This window comes from Xanthomonas sp. SHU 199 (assembly GCF_000364665.1).
GTDB classification, from domain to species: domain Bacteria; phylum Pseudomonadota; class Gammaproteobacteria; order Xanthomonadales; family Xanthomonadaceae; genus Xanthomonas_A; species Xanthomonas_A sontii.
In genome coordinates this window covers 1-6,619 of the sequence record NZ_AQOI01000086.1, presented here as the reverse complement: position 1 = coordinate 6,619, position 6,619 = coordinate 1, and the positions used below count along the sequence as shown (strand labels likewise).

Annotated in this window: 4 protein-coding genes and 1 pseudogene; all 5 read right to left on the bottom strand. The window is 70.7% G+C overall.

The features are described 5' to 3' along the window. Positions 1-414 (bottom strand): annotated as a pseudogene (locus D183_RS0104250) (heavy metal sensor histidine kinase); the annotation flags it as partial. Beyond that, positions 411-1,094 (bottom strand): heavy metal response regulator transcription factor, encoded by a 684-nt coding sequence (locus tag D183_RS0104245; protein WP_017907900.1) that lies wholly within the window; start codon positions 1,092-1,094, stop codon positions 411-413. The gene D183_RS0104245 and the pseudogene D183_RS0104250, both read right to left, overlap by 4 nt. After that, positions 1,091-4,240: an efflux RND transporter permease subunit gene (locus tag D183_RS0104240; RefSeq protein ID WP_017907899.1), complete on the bottom strand. Its 3,150-nt coding sequence runs from the start codon at positions 4,238-4,240 to the stop codon at positions 1,091-1,093. Before D183_RS0104240 ends, D183_RS0104245 begins: the two co-directional genes overlap by 4 nt. Then, positions 4,237-5,439: an efflux RND transporter periplasmic adaptor subunit gene (locus D183_RS0104235; protein ID WP_026144178.1), complete on the bottom strand. Its 1,203-nt coding sequence runs from the start codon at positions 5,437-5,439 to the stop codon at positions 4,237-4,239. Before D183_RS0104235 ends, D183_RS0104240 begins: the two co-directional genes overlap by 4 nt. 3 nt (positions 5,440-5,442) lie before the next feature. Further along, a partial coding sequence (locus D183_RS23985; RefSeq protein ID WP_017907897.1) for an efflux transporter outer membrane subunit occupies positions 5,443-6,619 on the bottom strand: 1,177 nt, incomplete at its 5' end.

The window sequence follows — 6,619 nt, the reverse complement described above, 5'->3', positions numbered from 1 at the left end:
TTGGCCGATGGCCTGCCACGATAGCGGCTGCGCGTCGGCGATGCCCAGCGCCTGCGGATCGCCGATGCGCACCAGGCCGCTGCGGCCGCGCGTGGCCGCCGCCATCGCCTCGGCGCCGCGCCCGTAGCGGAACGCCGGATCGGCGCTCCACAGCCAGAAGCGCAGGTCCGGCGCGCTGGAGACGCTGGCCAGGCGCGTGCGCGCATGTGCGGCCAGCTCCGGCGAGCGGCTGTTGATCAGCATGTACTGCACCGCGTCCATGCGCGAGCGCAGTTCCTCGCGCTGGTGGCGGCGCAGTTCGTGCTCCAGCACTTGGTGCAGCACCAGCCCGATCAGGGCGAAGCCGAGCAGCGCGGTGGCCGCGAACAGGCCGGCCAGGCGCAGCGCGATCGAGGGCCGCGCCGGCGCGCTCACCCGCTCGCGTCCTCGCGTTCTTCCAGCACGTAGCCCATGCCGCGCACGGTGTGCAGCAGCGGGGCCTCGAACGGTACGTCGATCTTGGCGCGCAGGCGCTTGATCGCCACTTCCACCACGTTGGTGTTGCTGTCGAAGTTCATGTCCCAGACCATCTCGGCGATCGCGGTCTTGGACAGGATCTCGCCCTGGTGCCGGGCCAGCACCGCCAGCAGCGCGAATTCCTTGGCGGTCAGGTCCAGCCGCTGCCGGCCGCGCATGGCCTTGCGGCTGATCATGTCGATCTGCAGCTCGCCCACGCGCAGCAGCGTGCTCTCCTGGGCGCGGCCGCGCCGCGCCAGCACCTGCAGCCGCGCCAGCAGTTCGATGAAGGAGAACGGCTTGATCAGGTAGTCGTCGGCGCCCTCGCGCAGGCCCTTGACCCGGTCCTCGACGCTGTCGCGCGCGGTGAGCATGATCACCGGCGTGCTCTTCACCGAACGCAGCGAGCGCAGGATGGCGAAGCCGTCCAGGCCCGGCAGCATCGCGTCGAGCACGATCACGTCGAAGTCGTAGTGCAGGGCCAGGTGCTGGCCGTCGATGCCGTCGTAGGCCACGTCGACCGTGCAGCCCTGTTCGCTCAGTCCCTGCTGCAGGTAGTCGGCGGTCTTGCGCTCGTCTTCGACGATCAGCACCTTCATGGCTGCAGCGCCTCCGGCGCGGCAGTGCGTGCGCGACGTGCCTGGCGCCGCTGCATGTACCAGCCGTGCAGGCGGTCCAGGTACAGGTACACGATCGGCGTACTGAACAGGGTCAGCAGTTGCGACAGCAGCAGCCCGCCGACCATCGCATAGCCCAGCGGCCGCCGCAGTTCCGACCCGGCGCCATGGCTGAGCATCAGCGGCAGGCCGCCGAGCAGGGCGCACAGGGTGGTCATCATGATCGGCCGGAAGCGCATCAGGCAGGCCTCGAAGATCGCATCGCGCGAGGACAGCCCGCGTTCGCGTTCGGCATGCAGGGCGAAGTCCACCATCATGATCCCGTTCTTCTTGACGATGCCGATCAGCAGGATGATGCCGATCATCGCAATCACGCTCAAGTCGTAGCCGCCGGCCATCAGGATCAGCAGCGCGCCAACGCCGGCCGAGGGCAGGGTGGAGAGGATGGTCAGCGGGTGGATGTAGCTCTCGTAGAGCAGGCCGAGCACGATGTAGACCGCGATCAACGCCGCCAGGATCAGGTACGGCTGGGTGCGCAGCGAGGCGCTGAACGCCTGCGCCGTGCCCTGGAAGCTGCCGCTGAGCGTGGCCGGCACCCGCAGCTGCGCCTGCGTCTTTTGGATCGCGTCCACCGCATCGCCCAGCGCCGCGCCCGGCGCCAGGTTGAAGGAGATGGTCACCGCCGGGAACTGGCCCTGGTGGCTCACCGACAGGTAGCCGGTCTTGCTGGTGTCGAGCGTGGCGAAGGTGGACAGCGGCACCTGCTTGCCGGTCAACGGCGAGGTCAGGTACAGCCGCTGGAACAGCGACGGATCGCCCTGCAGCGCCGGCGTCACTTCCAGCACCACGTGGTAGCTGTTGAGCTGGGTGAAGTACTGCGCGACCTGGCGCTGGCCGATGGCGTCGTTGATGGTCGCGTCGATCTGCTGCGGGGTGATGCCGAAGCTGGCCGCGCGCTGGCGGTCGATGGTCAGGCTGGCGATCGGCGCGGCGTTCTGCTGGTCGGACGCGACGTCGGTCAGTTGCGGCAGCGCCCGAAATGCCTTCAGCAGTTTCGGTGCCCAGGTGTTGAGCTCGTCGAGGTTGGCGTCGGTCAGGGTGTATTGGTACTGGGTGCGGGCCAGGCGGCCGCCGACGTTGATGTCCTGCCCGGCCTGCAACAGGGTGACGCCCTGCACGTGCGCCAGGCGCTTGCGCAGCCGCGCGATCACCTGGTCGGCGCTGGCGGTGCGGCCTGCGTCCTTGGGTTTGAGCGCGATCGAGAAGGTGCCGGAGTTGAAGGTGCTGGCGCCGGTCTGCATGCCGAAGGACAGCACGTCCGGGTCGCGGCGGATGATGTCGGCCAGTTGCAGCATGCGCGTGCGCATCGCCGCCGAGGACGAATCCTGCGCCGAATCGGCGGTGCCGGAGATGAAGCCGGTGTCCTGCTGCGGGAAGAAGCCCTTGGGCATCACCACGAACAGCGCCACGCTGGTGGCCACGGTCAGTAGGAAGCTGGCCAGGGTCAGCCGCGGATGCCGCAGCACCGTCTCCAGGCCGCGCCGGTAGGCCGCCAGCAGCGCGTCGAAGCCGCGCTCGAACGCGCGCGCCAGGCGCCCCTGCGCCTGCTCGGCGTGTGGCTTGAGCAGGCGCGCGCACAGCATCGGGGTCAGGGTCAGCGACACCAGCAACGACACCAGGATGGTCAGGCTCACGGTCACCGCGAACTCGCGGAACAGGCGGCCGACGATGCCGCCCATCAGCAGCAGCGGGATGAACACCGCCACCAGCGACACCGAGATCGAGACCAGGGTGAAGCCGATCTCGGCCGCGCCCTGCAGCGCCGCCTGCAGCGGCGCCATGCCGTCCTCGATGTGCCGGTAGATGTTCTCCAGCATCACGATGGCATCGTCGACCACGAAGCCGACGGCGATGGTCAGGCCCATCAGCGACAGGTTGTCCAGGCTGTAGCCGAGCACGTACATCAGCGCGGCGGTACCGAGGATCGCCAGCGGCACGGTCAGGCTCGGGATCAGGGTGACCACCGCGCTGCGCAGGAACACGAAGATCACCGCCACCACCAGCACGATCGACAGCAGCAGGGTGAACTCCACGTCCCTGACCGAGGCGCGGATGTTCTGCGTGCGGTCGGCGAGGATCTTGACGCTGACGCTGGGCGGGATCGAGGCCATCAGCCTGGGCAGCGCGGCCTTGACCTGTTCCACCGTGTCGATGACGTTGGCGCCGGGCTGCTTGGTGATGGCGATCATGATCGCGCGGCCGTCGACGATGCCGCTGTCGGCCGGCGCGGCGGCGCCGGCGAAGCCCCACGCGGCGATCTTGGCGTTCTCCGGCCCGTCCACCGCGGTGCCGACGTCGCGCACGCGGATCGGCGCGCCGTTGCGCCAGGCCAGCACCGCGTCGTTCCAGGCCTGGCTCTGCAGCAACTGATCGTTGGTGGAGACGGTGAAGGCCTGGCGCGCGCCGTCGATCGAGCCGGTGGCCGCGTTCACCGTGGTGGTGGCGATCACCGAGCGGATGTCCTCCAGGCTCAGGCCAAGCGCCGCCAGCTTGGCCGGATCCACCTGCACGCGCACCGCCGGCTTCTGCGCACCGTACAGGTTGACCAGGCCGACCCCGGAGATGCGCGAGATCTGCTGCGCCAGCACGTTGTCGGCGTAGTCGTTGACCTGGGTCAGCGGCAACACCCGCGACTGCACCGCCAGGATCAGCGACGCCGATTCGGCCGGATTGATCTTGCGGAAGCTCGGCGCGCTCGGCAGCCCGCTCGGCAACTGCCCGGACGCGGCGTTGATCGCGGTCTGCACATCGAGCGCGGCAGCGTCGATGTTGCGGTCCAGGTCGAACTGCAGCGTCACCTGGGTCGAGCCGAGCGCGCTGGTCGAGGTCATCTGGCTCAGGCCCGGGATCAGCGACAGCTGCCGCTCCAGTGGCTGCGCCACGTTCGAGGCCATGGTCTGCGGGCTGGCGCCGGGCAGGCTCGCCGAAACCTGGATGGTGGGGAAATCGACCTGCGGCAACGGCGCCACCGGCAGCAGCGGCCAGGCCACCAGGCCCAGCAACAGCAGCGCCATGGCCAGCAGCGAGGTGCCGATCGGGCGTTTGATGAAGGCCGCCGAGACGCTCACGCGTGCGCTCCCGCCGCGGCCGGTTTGGCGTGCCTGGCCGGCTTGGCCTCCACCACCTTCGCCCCCGGATGCAGCCGGTACTGCCCATCCACCACCACGCGCTGGCCGGCCTGCACGCCCTGGCCGATCACGGTCTCGCCATCGGCCTCGTCCAGCACCTGCACCGGTTGGTCGCGCACGCTGCCGTCGCTGCCGACCACGTACACGAACTCGCCGTCCTGGCTGCGCTGCACGGCCGCGCTCGGCACCACCAGCGCGCCGCTGCGCATGCCCAGGGTGATGCGCGCATCCACCGTCTGCCCCGGCCACAGCGTGTGCCCGGAATTGGGGAAGTGCGCCTTCATCGCGATGGTGCCGGTGCTGGTGTCGATCTGGTTGTTGAGCAGGGCCAGCGTGCCGTGCGCCAGCACCTGTCCGCTGCCGTGGTCGACCGCGTCCACGCCCACGCTGGCCGGTGCGGCCTGCAGTGCGCGGTTGATCTGCTGGAACGTGCTTTCCGGCAGGGTGAACTGCACGGCGATCGGGTCGATCTGGTTCAGCACCACCAGGCCGCCGGCATCGTTGGCGTGGACGATGTTGCCCGGATCCACCAGGCGCGCGCCGGCGCGGCCGTCGATCGGCGCGCGGATGGTGGTGAAGTCCAGTTGCACCCGCGCGTTGTCGATCGCCGCCGCATCGCTCTGCAGGGTGGCGCGCAGTTGCGTGACCAGCGCCTTCTGCGTGTCCAGGGTCTGGCGGGTGGTGGCGTTGTCCTGCAGCAGTTGCGTGTAGCGCTGCAGGTCGGCCTGCGCATTGCCCAGCTGTGCCTTGTCCTTGGCCAGTTGCGCGGTGGCCGCGGCCAGTTGCGCCTGGTCGATGCGCGGATCCAGTCGCGCCAGCACCTGCCCCGCCTTGACGTCCTGGCCTTCGCTGAAGCCCACGTCGATCAGTTGCCCATCGATGCGCGAGTGCACGGTCACCGAGGCGATCGGCAGCACCGTGCCGATCCCGGTCTGGCGGATCGGCACGTCCTTGCGCAGCACCGGCGCGCTGGTCACCGGCACCGGCGGCGTGGCCTTGGTCGGTGCATGGCGCGGGCGCAACCACACCGCCAGCAGCAGCGCGACCAGCACTGCGGCGGCGGCGAATGGCCAGCGCCGCCGTGGCATGGCATGGCGCGGTGGCGGATCGGCAGGGCGGGTGGGCGCGGCGGTGGACATGGGCTACTCCGGGAGGACAGGAGCCGGCGTGGCGCCCGGCGAGGCGCCGCGCACGGCGGGGAGACGGGCGCTGTCCCAGTCGCCGCCCAGCGCGACCAGCAGCGCGACCTGGGCGCCGAACTGGCGCGCTTGCACCTGCAGCAACGTGCGTTGCGCGTCCAGCGCGTTGGCCTGGGCGGTGATCACCGTGCTGTACAGCGCGGTGCCGGCCCGGTACTGGTCCAACAGCACGCGCTCGGCCTGCTGCGCGGCGTCGGCGGCGCGCCGCTGTTGCTGCTCCTCGCGCGCCAATTCGCGCGTGGCGGCGAGCTGGTCCTCCACGCCCTGGAACGCGCTCAATACGGTCTGCCGGTAGCTGGCGGCCGCGGCATCGAACACGGCTTGCGCCTGCGCGCGTTGCGCGTGGCGGGCGCCGCCGTCGAACAGCGTGCCGGCCAGCGCTGCGCCCACCGCCCAGACCCGGTTCGGCACGCTCAGCAGCGAGGCCAGCCCGGCGCCGTCGTAGCCGCCGCTGGCGCTCAGCGACAGGGTCGGGAACCAGGCCGCCACGGCGATGCCGATGCCGGCATTGGCCGCAGCCATGCGCCGTTCGGCGCCGGCGATGTCCGGGCGCCGCTGCAGCAGTACCGAGGGCAGCGCTTGCGGGGTCGGCGGCAGCGCCGGCAAGGGTGCGTCGCTGACCGCCAGCGAGAATTCGGCTGGGGTGTGGCCGAGCAGCACCGCCAGCGCGTGGTCCAGTTGCCGGCGCGACAGCGCCAGATCGGTCGATGCGGCTTCGGTGCTGTGCAGGGTGGCCTCGGCCGCGGCGACATCGGCGTCGCTGGCAACGCCGGCGCGCACACGGGCCTGGGTCAGCCGCAGCGCGTCGCGATAGCCGGCCAGGGTGCGCTGGTACAGCGCCAGGGTCTGGTCGTCGAAGCGCAGCTGCAGGTAATCGGCGACCACCGCGGCCTGCAGCGACAGCCGCGCCTGCGCCAGATCGGCGGCGCTGGCCTGGGCGTTGTCGCCGGCCTGTTCGACGCTGCGCCGGACCTTGCCCCAGAAGTCAGGCTCCCAACTGGCGCTGAGCCCCAGCGTATCGGCGTCGCGCAGCCCCGGCTTGGGGGTGACGCTGCGCTCGCGCGTGGCCGCGGCCTGCACGCCCAGCGTCGGCGCCTCGGCCGCCCGCGCGCTGCCGACC

Bases quoted from the DNA above. Each gene is read 5' to 3' on its own strand.
- D183_RS0104245 (WP_017907900.1), bottom strand. From the start codon at position 1,094: ATGAAGGTGCTGATCGTCGAAGACGAGCGCAAGACCGCCGACTACCTG.
- D183_RS0104235 (WP_026144178.1), bottom strand. From the start codon at position 5,439: ATGTCCACCGCCGCGCCCACCCGCCCTGCCGATCCGCCACCGCGCCAT.